The 21138-nt window shown below is 44.3% G+C and carries 16 protein-coding genes; 12 read left to right on the forward strand and 4 right to left on the reverse strand.

Features of this window, described 5'->3' with window-relative positions:
- Positions 1 to 7 precede the first annotated feature (7 nt).
- From ABID99_RS23885 to ABID99_RS23910, 6 genes are all read left to right on the forward strand, one after another.
- Positions 8 to 1918 carry a RagB/SusD family nutrient uptake outer membrane protein gene (locus ABID99_RS23885; RefSeq protein ID WP_373615316.1) on the forward strand — a complete coding sequence of 637 codons (1911 nt, stop codon included), beginning with the start codon at positions 8 to 10 and terminating at the stop codon, positions 1916 to 1918.
- Positions 1919 to 1931: 13 nt separating this feature from the next.
- Positions 1932 to 2681: a DUF3823 domain-containing protein gene (locus tag ABID99_RS23890; RefSeq protein ID WP_090531079.1), complete on the forward strand. Its 750-nt coding sequence runs from the start codon at positions 1932 to 1934 to the stop codon at positions 2679 to 2681.
- Positions 2682 to 2754: 73 nt separating this feature from the next.
- Positions 2755 to 4941: a hypothetical protein gene (locus tag ABID99_RS23895; RefSeq protein ID WP_373615317.1), complete on the forward strand. Its 2187-nt coding sequence runs from the start codon at positions 2755 to 2757 to the stop codon at positions 4939 to 4941.
- Positions 4942 to 5277: 336 nt separating this feature from the next.
- Entirely contained in the window at positions 5278 to 7554 is a 2277-nt protein-coding gene (locus tag ABID99_RS23900) for a GH92 family glycosyl hydrolase (protein WP_090531085.1), read from the forward strand.
- A 291-nt stretch (positions 7555 to 7845) separates the two neighbouring features.
- On the forward strand, positions 7846 to 8481 hold the full coding sequence (locus ABID99_RS23905; protein ID WP_090531088.1) for a hypothetical protein: 636 nt from the start codon (positions 7846 to 7848) through the stop codon (positions 8479 to 8481).
- 84 nt (positions 8482 to 8565) lie between these two features.
- Positions 8566 to 9123: a hypothetical protein gene (locus tag ABID99_RS23910; protein WP_188834232.1), complete on the forward strand. Its 558-nt coding sequence runs from the start codon at positions 8566 to 8568 to the stop codon at positions 9121 to 9123.
- Between the two features lie 41 nt (positions 9124 to 9164).
- On the opposite strand, the gene ABID99_RS23915 is transcribed toward ABID99_RS23910, so the two are convergent.
- The 3 genes from ABID99_RS23915 to ABID99_RS23925 form a co-directional block, all read right to left on the reverse strand.
- Positions 9165 to 10073, reverse strand: a complete 909-nt coding sequence (locus tag ABID99_RS23915) for a prohibitin family protein (protein WP_188834231.1) — start codon at positions 10071 to 10073, stop codon at positions 9165 to 9167.
- Positions 10074 to 10318: 245 nt separating this feature from the next.
- Positions 10319 to 10534, reverse strand: coding sequence for a DUF6358 family protein (locus ABID99_RS23920; RefSeq protein WP_090531097.1), 216 nt, complete (start codon positions 10532 to 10534; stop codon positions 10319 to 10321).
- Between the two features lie 2 nt (positions 10535 to 10536).
- A complete protein-coding gene (locus ABID99_RS23925) occupies positions 10537 to 10851 on the reverse strand; it encodes a rhodanese-like domain-containing protein (RefSeq protein WP_090531100.1) in 315 nt (104 codons plus the stop codon).
- A 116-nt stretch (positions 10852 to 10967) separates the two neighbouring features.
- On the opposite strand from ABID99_RS23925, the gene ABID99_RS23930 reads away from it, so the two are divergent.
- Positions 10968 to 12086 carry a DUF4407 domain-containing protein gene (locus ABID99_RS23930; RefSeq protein WP_090531102.1) on the forward strand — a complete coding sequence of 373 codons (1119 nt, stop codon included), beginning with the start codon at positions 10968 to 10970 and terminating at the stop codon, positions 12084 to 12086.
- Positions 12087 to 12237: 151 nt separating this feature from the next.
- Positions 12238 to 12900: a DNA-3-methyladenine glycosylase gene (locus tag ABID99_RS23935; protein WP_373615318.1), complete on the forward strand. Its 663-nt coding sequence runs from the start codon at positions 12238 to 12240 to the stop codon at positions 12898 to 12900.
- A gap of 237 nt (positions 12901 to 13137) precedes the next feature.
- On the opposite strand, the gene cphA is transcribed toward ABID99_RS23935, so the two are convergent.
- Positions 13138 to 15777, reverse strand: a complete 2640-nt coding sequence (gene cphA / locus ABID99_RS23940) for a cyanophycin synthetase (RefSeq protein ID WP_373615319.1) — start codon at positions 15775 to 15777, stop codon at positions 13138 to 13140.
- A 172-nt stretch (positions 15778 to 15949) separates the two neighbouring features.
- Here cphA and ABID99_RS23945 point away from each other — a divergent pair, with 172 nt between their 5' ends.
- From ABID99_RS23945 to ABID99_RS23960, 4 genes are all read left to right on the forward strand, one after another.
- Positions 15950 to 16870 carry a cyanophycinase gene (locus ABID99_RS23945; protein ID WP_373615320.1) on the forward strand — a complete coding sequence of 307 codons (921 nt, stop codon included), beginning with the start codon at positions 15950 to 15952 and terminating at the stop codon, positions 16868 to 16870.
- A gap of 72 nt (positions 16871 to 16942) precedes the next feature.
- Complete coding sequence (locus ABID99_RS23950) at positions 16943 to 17785, forward strand: isoaspartyl peptidase/L-asparaginase (RefSeq protein WP_090531114.1); 843 nt, start codon at positions 16943 to 16945, stop codon at positions 17783 to 17785.
- Positions 17786 to 17964: 179 nt separating this feature from the next.
- Positions 17965 to 18594: a tetratricopeptide repeat protein gene (locus tag ABID99_RS23955; RefSeq protein ID WP_090531117.1), complete on the forward strand. Its 630-nt coding sequence runs from the start codon at positions 17965 to 17967 to the stop codon at positions 18592 to 18594.
- 189 nt (positions 18595 to 18783) lie between these two features.
- Entirely contained in the window at positions 18784 to 20925 is a 2142-nt protein-coding gene (locus ABID99_RS23960) for a carboxy terminal-processing peptidase (protein WP_373615321.1), read from the forward strand.
- Positions 20926 to 21138 lie beyond the last annotated feature (213 nt).

The following is a 21138-nucleotide window of genomic DNA, read 5'->3' on the forward strand; positions in this document are numbered from 1 at the left end:
TCAGATCATGAAAAAGTTCCCATATATCATACTCACTTTTTTACTTTGCTGGACAACAGCCTGTAAAAAGCTTGACACCCTGCCTCCAAGTATCATTAGCGATCAGGATGTATTTTCAAGCGCGGCCGGGGTAACTGCCTATATGGCCCGCATGTACAGCGAGCTCCCTATCGAGGATTTTAGATATTCACCTGAACGTGGCTTAAACATGTTTTGGATTATCAGCCCAACAAGCGCTACCACTGGCGAAGCACTTAGCCGCGACCAGAATGGTTCAATGCAGGAAAATACCGGGTTGTCAACCTGGAGCGATTGTTACCGCACCATTCGCGATGCTAACTATTTTTCCGAGAACATTGGCAAATACGCCGGCAACTTCACCAACGATCAGGTAAACAACTGGTTAGGTGAAGCCCGCTTTATTCGTGCTGCTACCTATTTTGCTTTAGTTAAACGCTACGGCGGCGTTCCGTTGGTTGATAAGGTGCTTAAATACCCGGAGCAAAGCATCGAGGAGTTAAAAATACCACGTAATTCTGAAGAAAAGATCTATGATTTTATTGGCACCGACCTGGATTATGCTTACGCTAATCTTCCTGAAACTAATCAGGTTGGCCGGGCCAATAAGTATGTGGCTGCCGGTTTCAAATCAAGGGCAATGCTTTACGCCGGTACAGTAGCTAAATATAACCAGATTTCATTGGTTGATGGCAGCGGCAACAGGCTTTGTGGTATCCCGGTTGCAAAGGCGGTTACTTATTTTAAAGCAGCTTATGATGCCGCGGCACTGCTTGACGGCAAATACAGCTTGTACAAAAAAGCATGGGCTGCGGGCGATAAAAACGCGCAGTACCTAAACTACGTGAATATGTTTTTTGATGCATCAAGCCCTGAAAACATATTTGTACGCCAGTATCACTACCCTGAATCGGTACATGGATATGATGCTTATAATGTGCCACGCCAGTTAATGGGCGCTAACGGTTACTCATCAGAAGTTAACCCGACATTGGATTTTGTGGAGCTGTTTGACGGTTTTCCTAAAAATGCAGATGGTACTATCAAAACTACAACCGGTGGCAAATACGATCTGTACACCAACACCATGGATATATTTGCCAATGCCGAACCAAGGCTAAGGGCAACCGTAGTTTTGCCGGGGGATGTGATGAAAGGTGTAAGCATCGAGATCCGCAGGGGCATTTATACCGGTTCTTCAGTTGGTGGAATCAATCCGCTGTTGCCTGCAGGTTCAACTGCTCATTATCCTACTTATAACATTGTTCAATCAGCAAACGCAAGCCAAACGCCATATAAATTACCCAATGGCACAACTATGAACCCTGCCGGTTTAAGCGGTTATTTTACAGGCGATGGAACCAACTCTGTTTCTGGCTTCTCCATCCGTAAATATATCGTACCGGATAAACCTACATCTGAAGTATTGGAAAACCGTTCTGATCAAACCTGGATAGAATTGCGTTATGCTGAGGTATTACTTAACCGTGCCGAAGCTGCCGTAGAGCTGAACTCGTTAGGCCAGTCGGATAAAAGCTATTTACAGGATGCCTTTACGCAGATCAACCAGATCCGTGAGCGTGCTGGTGCCGACCTATTAACTGGTACCACCGACCTAACCATTAACGTAGTACGTAAGGAACGCAAAAAAGAGCTTGGTTTTGAAAACAAACAATACTGGGACATGCGCCGCTGGAGGGTTGCCGATAAAGAGCAAAACAGCACAATCTATCGTACGTTGATGCCTTTCTATTCGGCCAATGATGGTAAGTATTTCTTTGATGCCCGTTTAGACGAGCGTAATTCAAGATACACTTTTGATGTGCGCTGGTACTACGAGCAAATCCCGCAGGACGAGATCCAGAAAAGCCAGAATTTAATTCAAAATCCGGGTTATTAATTTTAAGAGAGAGATGAAAAAACTATTTTATAGCATAGCATTAAGTGTATTGGTTGCCGCAGGCAGCTCATGCAAAAAAGTTGATAATTATGCCGCTCCCAATGTTACCTTAAAAGGCACCGTAACGGATGCAGGTACAGGCAAAAGCCTGCAAACAGAACAAGGTTCAGGCACCCGCATCAAATTATTGGAGATAAGCTGGAGCGCTAACCCAACCCCTTTTTATATATCCTCATTTCAGGATGGTACTTATCAAAACACCAAACTGTTTGCAGGTAAAAATGTAATTTCGGCAGAGGGTGCTTTTGTGCCATTGGTGCAGGTTGACGATGCCGGCAAAACCATTGTTGATAAAAGCCAGACAGTTGATGTTAAGGATGTAACTACCGTAAATTTTTCGGTTGAGCCATTTTTACGGATAGAGTGGGTTGGTGATCCGGTTTTGAATGCTGATGGCACCATAACTACCAGCTTTAAAGTTACCCGGGGTACTGCCGATCCTAATTTTCAGCAAAACGTGAGCGATGTGGCTGTATTTGTTAATTCAAACAACTACGTAGGCAATAATAACTACGATAACCGCTACACACCTAAGCTGAGCGGTAATGATGCAAATAACTCGGTTGGTAAAACTCTTAGTCTTACCACGCTTGGTGGCGCATTGCCGGGTAAAAGGAGCTATTTTATCCGCGTAGGTGCAAGGGTTTCCTATGGCCTTAATTATTATAACTATACCGACGTTAAAGAGGTAAAGGTTCCGTAAAAACAAATAATACCTGTGTGAGGGAGGGGCCGTAGGAGTGGTTCCTTCCAACACAGTTTTATAAAATATAACTATGAAGAATACGCTGCTTTTTTGTTGCGGACTTGCCCTCGCTGCCGGCGCCTATGCGCAGGATGCTAACCCCAAACCGGCTTCCCTGAAAGAGAAAACGGCTTTCCAAACCAGCAATCCCTGGAGGCCCGAAATTGATGTGCGATCAGATATTGCCATTGTTTACGGCACTAATGATCATCCTAATATGACCTTTGAGCAACGCGTTAAATCATGGCGCGACCGTGGCTATGACGTAAATTTCATGACCGGTATTGCCTGGGGCGACTACAAAGATTACTTTTTGGGTAAATGGGACGGTAAAAACCACCTTGGCGTAGGGCAGGTAACCCAAAGAGGCGATACAATTTTCCACGGGAAGGATATGCCTTATGTTGTGCCCGATGATTCGTTTATCGAATACATGAAAACTGCCGTCGTCAAACGGGTAATAGACGTAGGGATCACCAACATTTTTTTAGAAGAACCTGAGTTTTGGGCCCGCGCAGGTTATAGCGCCGGCTTTAAAAACCAATGGCAAAAATATTACGGCTTCCCATGGAAACCACAGGATGCATCTCCTGAAAATACTTACTTATCCAACAAGCTAAAATATAACCTGTACTATGAAACCATCAAACAGGTATCATCATACGCCAAGGAGTATGGCAAAAGCAAAGGGATGAACATTAAGGTGTTTATTGCTACACACTCGTTGGTAAATTATTCGTCATGGCAAATCGTTAGTCCGGAGGCAAGTCTGGCATCACTACCGGGTATTGATGGTTACATCGCCCAGGTTTGGACGGGTACTTCACGTGAGCCTACTTACTTTAATGGCTTAGAAAAGGAGCGTGTATTTGAGAACGCGTTTTTGGAATATGGTTCGGTAGTATCCATGACAGCGCCGACAGGTCGTAAGGTGTTTTTCCTGACCGACCCGATTGAAGACCGTGTGCATGACTGGAGCGATTACAAACGCAACTACCAGGCTACTTTTACCGCCAAACTGTTGTACCCGATGGTTGCCGATTACGAGGTAATGCCATGGCCAGAACGTATCTACACGCATCCATACCCGGTATTGGGCACTAATGAAAAAACGCTGATCCCGCAATTTTACTCCACCCAGATGCAGATCATGGTGAATGCGCTGAATGATATGCCTGTTTCAACCAACAAAGTATCTGGTGTTAATGGAATCGGCGTGCTGATGAGCAACACACTAATGTTCCAGCGTTTCCCAACACATAACGGCTTTGAAGATCCGCAGTTCTCTAACTTCTATGGTCAAACGCTGCCACTGGTAAAGCGCGGCGTTCCGGTACAAACCGTACACATAGAAAACCTGGGTTATGCGGCATCGCTTAAGGATATCAAAGTTTTGGTGATGAGCTACTCCAACATGAAACCGGTATCAGCAGAAGTTCATGAGCATTTGGCCGAATGGATTAAAAATGGCGGTGTACTGATCTACACCGGTCGCGATGATGATCCCTATCAATCGGTAATGGAATGGTGGGATACCAAAGGCAATAATTTTAAAGCGCCATCACAGCACCTGTTTAAACTGCTGGGTATAAACCCAACCGGGAATGATCAGCGTTTTGCTGTTGGTAAAGGAGCGGTTTATGTACTGAGGCAAAACCCCAAAGAGTATGTAATGCAGGCTAATAATGATGATAATTTCATCAAAACTGTAAAACAAGCTTATGAAAAAGATGCCGATGGTGGTAAGCTAAAATTTAAAAATAGCATGTACCTGGAGCGCGGCCCGTATGATATTATTTCGGTAATGGACGAAAACACTGACAGCAAATCATACACTGTTAAAGGCCCCGTTATCGACCTTTTTGATCCGCAGTTACCTGTGTTGGATAAAAAAATCATTAATCCTAATGAGCAGGCCTTGTTATACGTAGTTAAACGTGTTGAAGATAAAAAGCAACCAAAAGTATTAGCTTCGGCCTCAAGGGTTTATGATGAAGTTACAACGGAAAATAGTTACAGTTTTGTAGCCAAAAGCCCGATTAATACATTAAACAGCGCCCGGATCTTATTGCCGGCGCAACCGAAAGAAACAGTAGTTACCGATAATACAGGAAAAACCATTGCTGATGTAAAATCCTCGTGGGATAAATCATCAAAAACCCTGTACCTGGGCTTTGCCAACAGTCCCGATGGTATTAAGGTGAGCATTAAATGGTAAAAAGAGTCTTTTTTGAGAGAGAGTTGATTTATGCTTCCGTACGCGAAATTTCACGTGCGGAAGTTTTTTTGAAAAGAGATTCCGTAATTCGCTCAAAAAATTTGTCCTTGTATTGATAACGGCTATTCGGAAGATTTTTTAATTCCCTCCCTTGGGAGGGGTGCGGTGGAAAGTGTTGTGGCGGGGAGGGGTTTGTAGGCTTTGCTAATGAATATGCATGGTGATTAACCCCTCCCTACACCCTCCAGAGGGAGGGAATCGCGCAATCCCCGTTTTAAATTTCTTTGAGTACCGATAATACTGTATTGATTTGAAAATAAAGTCCCCAAATAATAAATGAAAAAATTACTTCTCCTGGCGTTTGCCTTTTTACCGGCAGCACTTTCAGCACAAGAAAAGGTGCCGTCACCTGTCGATCTGATCAACCCGCTTATGGGCACGCAATCAAAGCCATCGCTCTCCAATGGGAATACTTACCCGGCCGTAGCACTGCCATGGGGTATGAACTTCTGGACACCGCAAACCGGTAAAATGGGCGATGGGTGGCAGTACACTTATGATGCCGATAAGATCCTCGGTTTTAAACAAACCCATCAGCCATCGCCCTGGATGAATGATTATGGTATGTTTTCTGTGTTCCCCGAAACAGGTAAGTTAAAACTGGATGAAAAAGATCGCGCCAGCTGGTTCTCGCATAAAGCTGAAACAGCGAAACCATACTATTACAGCGTTTACCTGGCCGACTATGACGTAACAACTGAAATAACGCCAACCGAACGCGCTGCCAGCTTCCAATTCACTTTCCCTAAAAGTGACAACTCGCATATCGTGATCGACGCTTTTGACAAAGGCTCATACGTAAAGATCATGCCCGGCGAGCAAAAGATTATTGGCTATAGCACTAAAAATAGCGGCGCTGTACCTGCCAACTTCAAAAACTATTTTGTTATTTATGTAGATAAACCATTCGCGCTGGCCTCTGCATGGCACGATTGGAAACAGGATGCCGGGCAACTGGAATACACCGGCGATCATGCTGGTGCGGTGATCACACTGAAAACCGCTAAAGGTGAAAAAGTTCATCTTAAAGTAGCCTCATCATTCATCAGCATTGAGCAGGCCGAACTTAACCTGAAACGCGAGTTGGGCAACGATGATTTTGCTGCTACCTGCCAAAAAGCAAAAGATACCTGGAACAAAACGTTAAGTCGTTTAAATGTTGAAGGTGGTACTATTGACCAAACCCGTACTTTTTACAGCAGCCTTTACCGTATGCTGTTTTTCCCAAACAAGATGTACGAGGTGGATGCCAATGGGCAAAATGTACATTACAGCCCTTTCAATGGTAAAGTTGCGCCGGGTTACCTGTTTGCCGGTACCGGTTTCTGGGATACCTTCAGGGCATTGTATCCTTTCCTGAACTTGGTTTACCCATCTATCAACAAAGAAATGCAGGAAGGCCTGATCAATGATTACAAAGAAGGCGGCTGGCTGCCTGAATGGTCGAGCCCGGGTTATGCGGATTGTATGATTGGTAACAACTCTGCATCGGTAGTTTCTGAAGCTTACCTGAAAGGCCTGCGCGGTTACGATATCGAGACTTTATACCAGGCCCTTAAACACGGTGCCAACAACGAAGGGCCTAATGCTACCGGTCGCCGGGGTGTGCAGTATTATAACACTTTAGGCTATGTGCCATACAACGTAAAGATCAACGAAAATGCTGCCCGTACTCTCGAGTATGCTTATGACGATTTTGCTATTTACCAGTTGGGTAAGGCTTTGGGCAAACCTAAAAAGGAAATAGAGATCTACAAAAAACGCAGCCAAAACTATCGTAATATCTTCGACCCGCAAACTAAACTGATGCGCGGTAAAAATCAGGATGGTACTTTTGAAACGCCATTTAATCCGTTTAAATGGGGCGATGCCTTTACCGAAGGTAACAGCTGGCACTATAGCTGGGGCGTGTTCCATGATATTCAGGGTTTAATAAACCTGATGGGCGGCAAGCAGCAATTTGCAGCCAAACTGGATTCCGTATTTGAAATGCCGCCGGTATTTGATGACAGCTACTATGGTGGTGTGATCCACGAGATCCGCGAAATGCAGATTGCAGGTATGGGCCAATACGCGCACGGTAACCAGCCTATCCAGCACATGATCTATCTTTACAATCACGCAAATCAACCATGGAAAACCCAGTACTGGGTTCGTGAAGCAATGAACAGGCTTTACCGGGCAACTCCTGATGGTTACTGCGGCGACGAGGATAACGGTCAAACTTCTGCATGGTATATCTTCTCAGCAATGGGCTTTTACCCGGTAACCCCGGCCAGCGACCAGTATGTTTTAGGTGCCCCGCTGTTTAAAAAAGTAACTGTTAATTTAGAGAATGGCAAAACCATCACCATCAACGCGCCAAAAAACAGCGCAGATAACAAGTATGTAAACACACTTACAGTTGATGGCAAACCATACACTAATAACTGGTTAAGCCATAAAGGTTTACTAAATGGTGCAGTACTTGATTTTGATATGCAGGCCACTCCGAATAAAGACCGCGGTACCAAAGATGCCGATGTGCCTTATTCAATGAGTAACGAGAAATAAACACCCCTCCTTAAAAATTCCCTCTTGAGAGGGGCGCGGCGGGAATGAGCGAGAGCAGGGGTGTGTTTGTGCGATTTGATTATCAAAGCAGAAACACACCCCTCCGCCCCTCTCAAGAGGGGAATCGCACATTCCCGTCCTTTTTTTATTTTTTGCAGAGACGCATCACATGCCGTCTCCCGCTATGCAGATCAAACATGCATGATGGGAGATGCGGGTTATGCGTTTTTTGTTTTAGATATGCCATCTAAAAGTTTTGTTTTACCTACATTTAGCAATCAACGCTAAACCATGAAATATCTTTTACTTTTCGTACTTATCACAACTACCTGTATTGTTAAAGCGCAGGATTTTGCGGCTTTAAAGGCGGGACAATCAAAGGCCGAACAGATCATATTGAATGATGAAGACGGGAAGGTGATGATGGCATTTTATGATCCCAGCGCCAACAAAACTCAAAATAAACTTATTGCCTCTGTGCAGGCCAACGCCAATAAACATATCCCTCCGGTATTATTTACTATGGCTATAGTTTTATTTGGGCAGGAAAAATATAGCGATGCCTGTTTTTGGTTTTATGTAGCGCAATTAAGATCAAGATACGATGTAAACCGCAGTGTAGATAAAACGGTATCGGCAGCCAACTGGAACGGCCCAATCGGGATGTCGATAAACCAATATGCCTTTGAGCATCTGGATACCTTAGAAAAGGTTGTTCCCCAGGTTGTAGCTTATGTAACTGCAAATGACGAGTTATATGATCAGCGATGGATCAACGTTTTAACAGCACATGATAAGGTAAAAGACGAAGACATAGATAAGTTAAGCGTTGATAAAAGCCTTTGGCCAGGTATCAAAAAAGAAACAATAGATTCTTATTATGCCGATTTTAAAGAGGTTGTGAATAAAGCCAGGCAAAAGCAATAAGAATATGGTTTTTAAGCAGATATTCGGGGTTGTTTACGTTTAATTGGTAATTTACTTTTATCTTTTTTGTAACTTGCCTTATCAATGAAAAGCCAAAAAACAAACGTTTCGGTCTTACTCGTATGTCTTTTGGCGCTGCCTGCGATATTAGCTTTTTCCTTACACCCCTCCGGCAAATACAACCTCGATTTTTTCACTACCCATAACCAATTTTACCTCTGCGATTCGGCCTTTACCGGTACCACCGGTGATACTACCTTTTGGAACACCGACGCCCAAAATGCGCGCTTAGGGACTACCGAAGATATCATCGGCATAAAAATAGCCAGCTATGGCCACGTACGGGCCGAACTTAATGTGCTCAACACAGCCGACGCAGAAAAAGATTTCAGCAAATACGACCATGTTGTTGAGGGCAGCGTAAAACTAAGTTCGGGCATTATGGAGGTCCTGAATTTTCCGGATACTAAAATTATCTTAAAAGCCATTGTTACCCCGGCAAGATATCGCATACGCATTTATTCGTATGCTGTAAAAAACGTAAATCCCGATGAGGACGAAGGTACCGATCACTATAAGATTACCCTTTGGCCCGGGGAAGGCAGGGAAAGGAAAGTATTGAAAGCCTACAGGGCGGACTAATCCATTTATGCCCGCCCGAAACAAGGTACATTAATCACGCACTATTTATCGCTGATCATTATCGGGTTGCCTCCCTTTCCGCCGCCAATAATAATCACCTTGGCATTGGGCGAAAGCGCTATTTCCTTTTGTGCTTTTATGGCTTCGTATTGCAGTTGCTTATCCGATAACCCGGTTGAAAGGATACGCTGATAATCGGCAATACCCTGCGCTTCCACCCGCTTACGTTCGGCTTCCTGGCGCTCTTTTTGCAATATGAACTGCATTTTCTGGGCGTCCTGCTCGGCATTGATCTTTGATTCGATACTGGCGCGTACCGAGGCTGGCAGGGTAATGTTGCGCACAAGGATTTGTTGTAGTTCCAGTCCGCGTTTTTCAAAACTGGCGGTAATGTAACGGTTTATTTTATCCTGAAACTCCTGTCGTTTGGTCGAATACAGGTCGACAGCAGCATAGGCAACCGCGTTATCGCGGATGGCCGTGCGCGAAACCGGGCGAACGATCTTATCCACATAGTTTTCGCCTATGTTCTGCATAATGTAAGGGGCTTTGTCGGGCTTCACCTTATAAAGTACTGACAGGTCAATAGTAACCTCAAGCCCATCTGATGACAGCACCCGGATAGCATCATCGCCTTCCTTTTGGCCTTCATTATTAACCGCGCTCATAGTATAGGTTTGGGTCTGCACATCAAAAGTGGTGATCTCTACAACAGGGTTTATAATGTGTAAGCCACTTTCAAGCACCTGGTCCTGCACCTTGCCAAAAAGGGTTTGAACCCCTACCTTGCCCGGCTCAATAACTTTAAATATATTGAGTAATAAGCCAAGTACCACCATGGCTATACCTACCGCGGTTACCACGCCGTTAAAGCGGCCGGCCGGTTCGGGCGAACGTTTGAGCACTATACCCACAATGAGTACAATAACTCCTAATACTGCTATAAACATGCAATGAAGTTAAGCTTTTTTTGCATGCTGCAAGCTTATTATAAAAGAATGTTTTTTAGAGGATTAAGGCTGTTATTGCCGGGAATTAGATGGATGCGAAAGGGGCGTATTTTTTTTGCCGACTTAGCATAACGGCACAAGTTAGCCGGCGCTTGTTCCTTTACACAAAACTTGCGCTATTAGAAGTAGAGAAGACTTACGAAGTTTTAGAAACTTCGTAAGTCTTTAGACTAATTAATATCGGGTTACTTAGCCCCTTTGCCTTTTTTATTTTGCGGGGCTTGCTGGGTCTCTTTAACCTGTTTCAAAAGCCTCAGCTTCATGAAAATCACAACTACGCCAACAACCATGGCACCGGCCATGATCAGGTAGTTTTTTTCGGTAAACATTTTATAAGCTACAATAAAGCACAAAGCTACGCCCATGGTGTAAAGCACATTGAGCACCAGTTTAAAGCCCATTATTAGTATACGTTTAATTCAGGGTCAATTTCGGCCTGCCATGCAAGGATCCCTCCTCTTAGGTTTGACAGGTTGGTAAAACCCTGCTGCTCCAGTTGCATAATAGCAGCCGCGCTGCGTTTACCGCTGCGGCACATTACTACTACCGGCTTGTCTTTACTTATCTTTTCCGATTCTATCAGCACGCCGCCAAGCGGTATAAGCTGCCCGCCAAGGTTTGAAGTTTCGTATTCAAAATCTTCCCTAACATCAATCAGTTGAAAATCTTCGCCTTTGTCAATTTTCTCTTTTAGTTCCTGTACGGTTATCTCGTTCATGTTAAATGTAATTATAATCCAAAGGTAGTTTTTTTCTTAATCAAATATTTAGGCTTGTTATTTGTAACAATCAAAGTGTATGAGCGTTTCATATATGTTTACACAATAATTACTTAATGAAAAAAGTTACACGCTTTTTCTGGTTCTGTTCAGGAGCACATATCGATACCTTAAAAAAGTACCCAATTGAGCATAATAAGTATGTTGGTATTGGGGCAACTATATTTTTCACTGCACTGTTTGCCGCGTTATCCGGCGGTTATGCCATGTACTTTGTTTTTAATGGCGATGCCTTTGCTGTAGGCTTTGCTATACTATTCGGTTTACTATGGGGAACGGCCATTTTTAACATGGACCGCTACATTGTATCCAGTATCAACAAAGAAGGCACAACCAACCAGCAGATCCTGCAGGCATCGCCCCGTATTTTGCTGGCCATTATGATAGGTATTGTGATATCACGCCCGCTTGAACTCAAGATCTTCGATAAAGAAATTCGCCAGAAACTAAAAACTGCCTATTTAAAAGGGCAACGCAGTAAAATTGATACCCTCGAAAAAACCTACATGCAGAAGTATGCCATGGAACTGGGTAAAAACACCGATTTGAAAAAGGAAAAAGATTCATTGGAGCGGGATATTAACCGCTCACGTTATCAGCTTAACCAGGAAGTTTTCGGTGATAAAACCAACCAAACATCGGGCATTACCGGTTATGGCACTTATGCCAAGCAAAAGCAGGCCATACTGGAAGAAAAGGAAGCCCGGCTTAAATCCGTTACTGATAATTTAGGGCAGATGGACCAGTACCTGAGCGCCCGGAAAGATTATGAAGGTTTAAACAGTACCCGGCTGTTCACTGAGCATCAGTTAGATAGTTTAGCCAGTATAGCAGGATTTTCCGACCGTAACTGGGCGTTGGGCCAGCTTACCTATACCGAAAACGGTAAGCGCGACCTTGATACCTACCTTGCTATCTCTTTTATCGGCTACCTGTTCATTTTGTTTGAATGTTTGCCGGTATTTGTAAAGCTGATGTCGCCCAAAGGGCCTTATGATACGGCTATCGCCAAAACAGCCGAAGCCAATATCCACCTTGCCGAACGTGATAAAGAACGTGATATAGCGGTTACCGATAATATTTACGATCACAACCTGGATACGGATATCGAGCGGCGAAAAAAGATCATTACCTCACAATCTGATTATGATTTTGAGCGGCATAGTTACGAGTAAAACCCTGCATTTTTCCCGTAGAGACGCATAATTGCGTCTCCCAACTATGCAGGGCCGATTTATAGGCGAAGACGCAATTATGCGTCTCTACTGTGGAATATTTTGCAATTACCAACCCAATCTCCCATCTTGCAAAACATAATATCAACCTATGTTTGAGCAATTTTCACATTCAAATTATCATTCCATTTGTGATAATCTTGCAGCTAATGATCCTGATCTGGCCCTGATCCTTCAAAATCATGGCTATCCACCACTATGGTCAAGGCCCAATAGTTTTGAAACACTGGTGCATATTATCTTAGAACAGCAGGTGTCCCTGGCTTCGGCACTATCGGCCTTAAATAAATTGCGCGAGCGGGTACAGCAAATTACCCCTGCACGGGTTTTACTGCTCACCGATGAAGAATTCAGGGCATGTTATGTAAGTCGCCAAAAAACCATCTATATAAAATACCTTGCCGAAGCCATTGTAAGCGGGCAGATCAACCTTGCCGAAATGGAACAAATGCCTGATGATATTATCCGTACCAAACTAACCGCCCTCAAAGGCATTGGCAACTGGACGGTTGATGTTTACCTGATGTTTGTACTGCAGCACACGGATGTTTTCCCTATCGGCGATCTTGCCGCGGTGAATGCGCTTAAGCGGGTAAAAAATCTGCCAAAAGATATTACCAAAGAAGAGTTGTTAGCGGTGACCGAACAATGGAAACCATACCGAACGGTAGCAGCGATGATTTTGTGGCATTATTATCTGAGCCAAAGAGTACCGGCCCCACCCAAACCCTCCAGGCAAGGCGTTAAAAAATAAAGATCTTCGGAGGCTCAAGTGATAACACCGAATACAAGTCGAATATTTTATCAGAGCCTTCGCGCAACCCCTCTGCTCTATTAAATAATTGATATTCAGATTATTATAATGAAATATTCGAAATTATGTTAACCCTGTTAACCCCCTGTTGGTGCTGTCCATGCTCAAAAGCATATAAACAAAAAATGCGCCGGCTTAGCCAACGCATTAAAAATATGCTTATCAAAGGCCCCCCCTTTAGGGGGCGGGGGGGGCATTAAATAGGCCATTCCTCTCCTGCTCCTGGTAATCCTGTACGGTTTCAATGGCATTATCAACCACGTCGCTCAGGGCCGTAATAAATGTTCCCGGGCGGGCCAGGCTCATGGCGTGTTTAATAGCGTCAACTTCCTTAGGCACTACTTCAACCTGCTTGTTAGGATTAACTGATTCAATTCCCTCCCTGAGTAAACCAATAATATTTTCGGCGGTGCGGCCACGCAGGTGTTTTTCCTGGCGCAGGATGATATAATCAAACATTTCGGCCGATATTTTACCCAGTTCGCGGATATCGTCATCCCGCCTGTCTCCCGTCCCGGCTATGATACCTATTTTAAGCGGCGAGTCGATATGCTTTAAAAACTCCTTGATGCCGGTATAGCCATCCGGGTTGTGGGCAAAATCAATCATGAAGCGGAAATCTTTAAACTCGAAAATATTCATACGGCCCGGCGTCTGTGAGGCCGATGGAATAAAAGTTTCGAGCGAGATCTTGATGTCTTCTGTTTTAAATCCCCATAAAAACGTAGCCAGTGTTGCGGCAAGCACATTCTCGATCATAAAGGGCACAGTACCGCCAAACGTAAGCGGGATCAGGATGGTACGCTGTACGCGGATCTTCCAGTCGCCTTTTAAAATGGTGATAAACCCGTTTTCACAGATAGCGGCAATGCCCCCTTTTTTGCAATGTGATTTAATGATTGGGTTATTTTCGTTCCGGCTGAAATAAGCGATATTACATTCGGCCTTTTTGCCAATGCGTACGCAATACTCGTTATCGGCATTTAAAACGCCCCAGCCATCCTTCTTAACCGAGTTAAGCACTACGCTTTTCACGCGTGAAAGGTCTTCCAATGAATGAATGTCCGATAAGCCAAGGTGATCTTCCTGGATATTGGTAACTACCCCTATATCGCAAAAGCCAAAACCGAGGCCCGAGCGCAGGATACCCCCGCGGGCTGTTTCCAATACCGCGAAATCAACTGTTGGGTCTTTCAGTATAAACTCCGAGCTTACAGGGCCGGTGGTATCGCCCTTCAGCATCATATTGTTTTGTACGTAGATTCCATCCGATGTGGTGAAACCTACCCGGTGACCATTATTTTTAACAATGTGGGCTATCAAACGGGTGGTAGTGGTTTTACCGTTAGTCCCGGTAATAGCTATGATAGGGATGCGGGCCGATTTACCGGCTGGGTAAAGCATATCAATCACATGTCCGGCTACGTTACGCGGCAAGCCTTCGCTCGGAGCAATATGCATCCTGAAGCCCGGTGCGGCATTAACTTCCAGTATCACTCCGCCGGTATCGGTAAGCGGCTCGGTAAGGTTTTGCGCCATGATGTCGATGCCGCAAATATCCAGGCCGATGATTTTAGAAATGCGCTCACAAATAAAAATATTTTGCGGGTGCACATGGTCGGTAACATCAACAGAGGTGCCGCCGGTGCTTAGGTTAGCAGTTGATTTTACATAAACCACCTCATCTTTTTCGGGCACGGTTTCAAGCGTGTAGTCTTTTTTTGCCAATAGATCGAGGGTATCACGGTCGACCGTTATCTCGGTAAGCACATTCTCATGCCCGTAGCCGCGGCGCGGATCGGCGTTTTCCAGGTCTATCAATTCCTGGATATTTAGCTTGCCATCGCCTGTAACATGGGCCGGTTTACGAAGGGCGGCAGCAACCATTTTATTATCAATCACCAACACCCTGAAATCAAAGCCTGTAACATAACGCTCTACAATTACCCGGCGCGATATTTTGGCGGCGTGCTCATAAGCTTCAATCGCCTCTTCTTCAGTTTTTATGTTGATAGAAATGCCGCGGCCGTGGTTGCCATCAAGCGGTTTAAACACCAGCGGGAAGCCCACTTTGCGGATGGCATCGGGCACAGCCGATGCCGATGAAATAGTTACGCCTTTAGCAACGGGGATGGCCTGCTCCTGTAAAAGTCGTTTGGTTTCTTCCTTGTTGCTGGCAATATCAACGGCAATGCTGCTGGTTTTTTCGGTCATGGTAGCGCGGAAACGTACCTGGTTTTTGCCGTAACCCAACTGCACCAATGATTGGTTGTTAAGCCTGATCCATGGGATATCCCTTGCGATCGCTTCTTCTACAATTGACCCGGTACTTGGCCCCAGGCGGGTATTTTCCCTGATCTCGCGCATTTGCTGAATATCAGCATCCAGGTTGTAATCCTCACCTTTTATCAGCGCTTCGGTTATGCGCACGGCCGATTCGGCTGCAAAAACGCCAACTTTTTCTTCCAGGTAGGCAAATACTACATTGTATACGCCTTTTGTTTTGGTTTCGCGGGTGCGGCCAAAGCCGGTATCCATACCTGCAAGGGTCTGGATCTCTAAGGCAATGTGCTCAACAACGTGTCCCATCCAGGTGCCGGCAATCACCCGCTGAAAAAAACCGCCGGGTACACCGGGCGAGCAGCGGTGGCTGTATAACGATGGCAGCAGCTTTTCAAGCCGTTCATAAAAGCCATCTATTTCGTTGGAGGGGCGGTGCTCCATCTCCTGCAGATCAAGCCGCATTTGTATTAATTTTTTGCGCCTGATGCTCCAAATGTTGGGTCCGCGTAGTACCTGGATATTCTCGATCTTCATTATGTAGAATGCTATTTTTTTGTCAGTCTGATTTTCCCCTTAAAACTATAAAACATAACACGGGAATAAAATTTTTGATGGCGAAAAGCCATTATTTATTATTAGTTCCTGTGTTTGTGCATGTTTTTATCGTAATTTGTATATAGTTGTATTAAGATAGTGTGAAATAATCATGATTGTCCCGAAAGGTAAGCTAATAATTATAGGCGGCGCGGTTGATATGGGGAGCAATGTTACCCTCCAGGAGCATATTTTGCAGCCCGATTATATCAAATTTTTTGAACAAGGCATATTAAGGCGCATAATTAACGAATCTGCTAAGCACGAAGGCTCACAAATTGAAGTGATCACCACCGCCTCTCAAATCCCCGAGCTTGTCGGCGCCGAGTATATCAAGGCGTTTGGTCAGCTCAACGTTACCAATGTTAACGTACTGCACATCAAAAGCCGCGAAGATGCGGGGAACAAGGCATACTTAGACAGGATCCGTAAAGCCGATGTAGTGATGTTCAGCGGCGGCGACCAGCTCAGGCTAACAGCCATTTTTGGCGGCACCGAATTTTTACAGATCCTTAAACAACGCTATCAAAAAGAAAACTTTGTGATAGCAGGTACTTCGGCAGGCGCTGCGGCAGCATCCACACATATGATCTACCGCGGGCAAAGTAACGAAGCCCTGGTTAAAGGCGAAGTGCAGATAACCGCCGGCCTTGGCTTTATCGATTCGGTGATTGTTGACACTCACTTTGTACAGCGTGGGCGCATAGGCCGGTTAATGTATGCCGTGGCAACTAACCCCGGCATTTTGGGGATAGGTTTGGGCGAAGATACAGGCTTACTTATTACCGAAGGTTATATGATGGAAGCTATCGGCTCGGGCCTTATTATTTTGGTTGACGGACGCAACATCGTATCAACTAATATATACGATGTGGAGCTTGGTTCGCCAATATCTATCGAAAACCTGAGGGTACACGTCATGTCGATATTTGATAAGTACGATCTGGTGCAACACCGTTTACTCATAAAAAAGAGCGTAAAAGTTGAAGAAGGTGTTTTTATACATGCACCTGGCAGCAATCTATTACAATAATTTAAACTGCATAAAGTTCTTATAAATAGCCTGGCCTTATTTATGCAGGTACATCTACTTTAATTTATAATTATGAAAATAATTATTCACGGCGGTTTTTTTAGCGAATCGCATACCAACCAGGAAGTAAAGCTGGCCAAACAGGAGGCCCTGAACGGCATAGTGCAGTTAGGATACAAACATCTGCAACACCACACTGCTGCCGAAACGGCCGTTTATACCGTAAGGCTGCTTGAAGATTGCGAGCTTTTTAACGCAGGTACCGGCTCACAGATCCAGAGCGACGGCAAGATCCGCCTCAGCGCCTCTTTGATGGATGGTAAAACCCAGCGCTTTTCGGGCGTCATCAACATTGAAGACGTTAAAAACCCTATCTGTGTAGCCGAAAAACTGCAAGCCTATGATGATCGTGTATTGAGCGGCAAAGGAGCATGCGATTTTGCTATAGAAAACGGTCATAAATATTATAACCCGGAAATCCCGCAGCGACGTCACGAATACGAACAGAAACTAAGCGATTCTATAAGGCTTGGCACCGTGGGCTGCGTTGCATTGGATGTGCATGGAAACCTGGCTGCAGCCACCAGCACCGGCGGTAAAGGTTTTGAAATACCCGGTCGGGTTAGTGATTCGGCTACTACAGCAGGCAATTATGCAAATGAGTTTGCTGCCGTTTCATGTACCGGCGTAGGTGAAGATATTGTAAGCGGCTCAGTAGCTGTTAAAATTGTTACACGCGTAACCGATGGCATGCCCCTTATGGCTGCTACCGAAAAAACCTTCGATGAAATGAAACCTTACGATGGCTTTGCCGGTGTAATCGGTATTACTACTGATGGGCAGATCTATCATTCAGATACACATCCTTACATGGTTTGGGCCCTGCATGACGGAGATATTGAAGTTTTTAACTAAAACCTAAATTTATTTTTTCCGTAGAAAGGTATAAGTTCAGTATCTGTAAAATAACGGTGGCTTTTAGGCGTTTACGTATTTACTGCTTTTTACAGGTATTGTTTTCCCGTTAACAAATAATTACATTTGTTAAGCTGATTAATTTAAAATAAACAGTTTAAACCCAGGAAAAAGATTAAATGAGATATTTCCTACTTATTATTTTATGCGCTGTTGGGTTCGATGCATCAGCGCAATGGTATTACAAGCCGTTCAATAAGCGTACCCGGTCTCCGCAAATGGCTTATGCACAAAGCCACTCTATTAAAAGACTGCCCGCTCCTGCATTGGCTAAAGTAAAGATCCGCCCGTTTACTATTGAACATACCCCATATGTGCTGGCCATGATCGAGGAATCGGTTATGAAAACCGCGCAGCACAACATGCGTTTTCACGTATATAATGCTGCCAGCTACAACTTTAGCGACCTGGCCCAGATGTATATGAAGCAAAACCGCCTGGCCGAGGCCAAATGGTTCCTGCTGCAAAGTATTTCTATATCGCGCCAGCAAAACGACGACAGGCATACCATAGCCAACCTGCTTGACCTGGCAACTGTAAAAGCCGATTACGGCGATTACGCACAAGCTAAACAAGATCTGGCCGAAGCCCGCCAACTGGCTGTTACCCGCGGTTTGACTTTTGACCTGGCTACTGTAGAGAAAAAAACGCGCTATTTACAGGACAATAAATTTAATACGCTGCACACCGAAACCCACTTTGCCGAAACCGCCGATGCAGGTACAATTACCAAACCGGTTAACAAATAGTGTTTTTTTGTAACAAAAACGTAAAATGGTGCTGCCTGCATACTATTAGTAAAACATAATCGTATTATTGTTATTAGTAATTAAGAGACAGCATATTGACTGTCTCTTTTTTATTTTACATTAGCAAATTAATAATAGGCACAAGTATTGATGTTTTACACCAACCCCGATTTAACTACAGTAAAAGATATGTTTAAGAAAGTATATTTGTTATTGGTGCTGGGCGCAGCCCTCGCCTGTAAAGCATCACCATCCAAACCTGTTAAAGTAGCAGGTTCAAATGATTTACAGCCCGATGAACAGCAAAGCCTTGTTTGTAAGCAGGTAGCATCATTAATCTCTAACTACAACTATAAAAAAGTTCCGCTGAACGATTCAGTATCCACCATCATTTACGACCGGTATATCAAATCGCTCGACGAGAACCACAGCTATTTTTTAGCATCAGATATCAAGGATTTTGAAAAATATAAAACCGTACTTGATGATGATATTAAAGCCGGCAACCTGGCCGATGCTTTTTATATCTTCAACGTTTTTCAAAAAAGGTATATCGAACACGTAAAATATTCAATTGAGCAGATCAATAAAAACTTCGATTTCAATAAAACCGAAACCTTTGTTTATGATCGTGATAAATTGCCATGGATTGCTTCGCAAAGCGATATGGATGCCATGTGGACCAAGCGCGTAAAATACGATTTGCTAAACCTGAAACTGGCCAATGCTGATATGGCTAAGAACAAGGAAACGCTCAAAAAACGTTATGAAAACCTGTTAACCCAAAGCAACAAGTTATCAAACCAGGATGTTTTCCAATACTTCATGGATGCCTTTACCGAGGCTATCGATCCGCATACTAACTATTTTAACCCATCAAACGCAGCTAATTTCAATATCGAAATGTCGCGCCAGGTTGAAGGGATCGGCGCTTCGTTACAGGTAGAGAATGAGTATGTAACCATCAAAACTATCGTTCCTGGCGGGCCAGCCGATAAAAGCCACCAGATAAGTGTCGATGACCGTATCGTTGCAGTAGCCCAGGGTAAAACCGGGGAGTTTCAGAACGTGGTGGGATGGCGTGTTGATAATGCCATCGCTATCATCCGCGGTACTAAAGGCACAACGGTAAGGCTTGAAATATTGCCTGCCGGTGCAAATGCATCAAGCAAGCCCAAAGTGGTTGAAATGGTACGTGAGAAGATCATCCTGAAAGACCAATCGGCCAAAAAAGAGATCCGCACTTACAACAGCAATGGTAAAACGGTTAGGATAGGTGTGATATCTATCCCGGCATTCTATATTGACTTTAACGACTATAAGGCAGGCAACCCCAACTATAAAAGTACCACCCATGATGTTAAGGCGATCCTTGACTCGTTAAAGAAAGAAAATGTAGATGGCCTGGTGATCGACCTGCGTGAAAACGGCGGCGGTTCATTGATGGAAGCCATTGAGCTTACCGGCTTATTCATTAAAACCGGCCCGGTAGTACAGGTGCGTGACACTAAAGACCAGGTGGAAATTGATAAAGACGAAGATCCGGATATCACTTACAGTGGCCCTATGGCAGTACTGGTTGACCGTTTCAGCGCCTCGGCATCTGAAATTTTCTCAGGTGCAATACAGGATTACGGTCGCGGGTTGATATTGGGTACCCAAACCTATGGTAAAGGCTCGGTACAAAGCGCTATCGATCTTGACCGGGTGATTGGTTCTTCACTTCGTGAAAAAATTGCAGGCGTTGTTGGCGGTGCCAAAAAAACAACCTCAACGGGCAGCCAAAGCACTTACGGACAACTTAATCTTACCATAGCTAAATTCTATCGTATCAGCGGTAATTCAACCCAGCACAAAGGGGTAACACCTGATATTTCATTCCCATCGGTTATTCCATTGGATAAATATGGCGAAGATACCGAACCATCAGCCATGCCTTTTGACATCATTGCCAAAACAGATTATACCAAAACAGGCGATTTTACCGGCGTACTGCCACAGCTAAAAAAACTGCACGACCAACGCATGGCCGGCAGCGACAGCTATAAATACCTGCTTGAAGATATTGCTGATTTCAAAAAACATGATGCCGATGACAGCGTATCGTTAAAAGAATCTGATTTGAAGAAACAACGTGACGATGATGAAGCGAAATCATTTGAGCGTAACAACCTGCGTCGGGTAGCATTAGGTTTGCCAGCCCTTAAAAAGGGTCAAACCAAACCTAAAAACGAAGACCTTGACTTTGTAAAACGCGAAGCCGGCCAAATCATGACCGATTATATCAGCCTTGATAATAAGTATACAAGCGTATCGCAACCGGCTAACTAAGCAAATTATTAATAATATTGAGCGCCCGGAATTGAAAGATGCCGGGCGTTTTTATTTATACACAAATGCATTACTGGTTAAGAAGGATTTTATCGAATTTCACGAATTGATATACTTAGATGCCTTACATCAAAAAATAAAATTCGTGTAATTCGATTTAATTCGGGGAATTAGTGTCATATTCTTAAAAATCACCTCCCTGTTATAAAACCC

Source organism: Mucilaginibacter sp. OAE612 (assembly GCF_041806395.1).
In the GTDB taxonomy this organism is placed as follows: domain Bacteria; phylum Bacteroidota; class Bacteroidia; order Sphingobacteriales; family Sphingobacteriaceae; genus Mucilaginibacter; species Mucilaginibacter rubeus.